Source organism: Pueribacillus theae, assembly GCF_003097615.1.
Classification (GTDB): Bacteria; Bacillota; Bacilli; order Bacillales; family UBA6769; genus Pueribacillus; species Pueribacillus theae.
The window spans coordinates 1-2,197 of sequence record NZ_QCZG01000093.1 but is presented as its reverse complement, the minus strand read 5'-3'; the positions used below and the strand labels follow the sequence as shown (position 1 = coordinate 2,197).

Annotated in this window: 2 protein-coding genes; both read right to left on the bottom strand. The window is 37.8% G+C overall.

Features of this window, described 5'->3' with window-relative positions; genetic code table 11:
• Window positions 1–169: 169 nt before the first annotated feature.
• Complete coding sequence (locus DCC39_RS18720; RefSeq protein ID WP_116556395.1) at window positions 170–1,888, bottom strand: IS1634 family transposase; 1,719 nt, start codon at window positions 1,886–1,888, stop codon at window positions 170–172.
• 34 nt (window positions 1,889–1,922) lie between these two features.
• Window positions 1,923–2,135 carry a hypothetical protein gene (locus DCC39_RS18715; RefSeq protein WP_116556394.1) on the bottom strand — a complete coding sequence of 71 codons (213 nt, stop codon included), beginning with the start codon at window positions 2,133–2,135 and terminating at the stop codon, window positions 1,923–1,925.
• Window positions 2,136–2,197: the final 62 nt, after the last annotated feature.

Here is a 2,197-nt window from a genome sequence, read left to right as displayed (position 1 = left end):
AGAGGGGAGGAAAAATTGAATATTAAAATATGAAAAGATTGCATAAAAGCGAATCTTCCTATATAATGTAACCTGACTTTTGCAGTTAAAGTGAATAAAAAACAGCCTTGAACCCGCATGACTGCTGATTCTTTGGCTGTTTTTGTTTGTCAGAAAGTTGTAGTGTAAATTACTCTTTTTTGACTGCTCCTAAAATTTTTTTTATTTCTCCCAATGACAAGCATTTTTTCCCCAAATCGATGCCCATTTCCTTCTTTATATCGGAAAGCACCTCATCATAATGATCAAACAGATAATAATTTTCCTGTATATGGCTGCAGGAAGCCTTTCTTAGGCTATCAAGCACGGTAGTAATCGAATACTTTCCTTTCAATCGGTACTCTAATAATCTTGCGATGACAAGCGAGACAAAGCAGGTAAGGAAATGAGCTTCGATGTGTTCCTGCCTTGAAAGATAGACCGGTCGGCTTTCTAAATCACTTTTCGTTACCTTAAATGATTCTTCAATTTTCCACAGCCCTCTGTATATCTCTACAATTCGTTCATCGGATTCTTGATATTCACTCGTCAAAATGGCGTAGTAGCCATCCAATTCTTCTTCCTTCCTCAGCTTTTCCTCATCAAAAAACAATGATTGTTTGGCACTGTTAAGTATCTCACCAGTTTTCGAATCAAACGTTAGATTCTTTACATATTTAGCAGCCCCGAACGCCGTTGCCCTATTATATTTCGAAGGATTGTTGATGAGATCTTTCGCTTTTTCCAATGCGGCTGCGCGGTCAGCTTTTGCTTTCAAAGCGTACTTCCTACTGTAAAAGATGACTTGTTTTTCATCTACTGTCTTTTTTATCTTTTTGCCACTCTTTGCGGTAACCGTAATCTCTCTTGGATAGAGTCTTGATTTAATTTTGAAATCATCTCCGATGGAACGGTAATCATTCTGATCGAGTACATACTCTTTAAACTTCTGGTTGGCTCCACGGATGGAATAACTCAGGATATACCCATTTTTGGCGGAAAGCGTATACCAGATGTTGTCTCCTGTAGTCATTCCTTTATCTGCGACAACAATGGTTTTGCCAAGCGAAAAATTGCGCTGGATGTTTCCAAGCATCGGAATCAAGGTTTGCTTATCGAGCGTATTTCCTGAATAAAGCCCGTATGTAATGGGAATGCCGTCCGTATCCATGAATAATCCCATTTGCACGATTGGGTCAGGGCGGTGTTCTTTAGAAACCCCTTTTCTTCTTAATTCATCCTGTTCATCAATTTCAAAATAATAATTCGTCACATCATAGTAGACCAGGCTCGTGTTGCGGCCGTGCTGTTCCTTTATTCGTTCATGGATCCATAGTTGGAGTGCGTCCTTATGCTTATTAAAAAAAGATAGACAGCGATAGAGATCATCTAATGAGAAATCCGTTTTCTCAAAAAATAGTTCTTTGTTGTCATAAGTTTTCTTTTTGGATGCAGGATAAAGCAAGCGCGCAAACACAAGCAGTTTCATGATACTGTTGGCATCGTAATCATTTTTTGTATGGCGCTGCTTGTTAATCAGGAAGGTATGGATGCCAAGTTCGTGATAGATCTTGCTTAATGCGGCATATCCCAAGTTTTTACGATTTGTTTCATCCACTTGAATTCGTTGTCCTTTTTCGAGATTGATAGAGATAGAGGAGCGTTCTTCTTCCTGTTGCTTATTCATTTGCGCAATCTCTTTCTCGAAATAACTAATCGGATCATCGTATTCTTTTTCTAATTCATCAAGGTAGCCAAGGGACTTAATGGTTTTGGATCTCGTCTTCTTTGTTTCTTTATCACGATAGCTATGTACAATCGATAAATAAGTCCGTCCTGTTTTCTTGTTTTTCATTTTTCGAAGAAACATGAGAACGCCCCCTAGGAAAAGAATAATAACTAAATTATACCATAATAATCCATATTAATCCACAAAAATATGACATAAAAACAAAATAAAAAAAGCTGATACTAGTTACAGTACCAACGGTTTTAGGTTGTTTGTTCTTGAAAGTTCCTGCAAAAGTAGGGAGGTTGTTTGTTCTTGAAAGTTCCTGCAAAAGTAGGGCGGTTTTAGGTTGTTTGTTCTTGAAAGTTCCTGCAAAAGTAGGGAGCATGTTAGACCTCCCGAAAATAATTGTCGTATAAAACTATATGCCGTTAAAGCAAACATAAAACT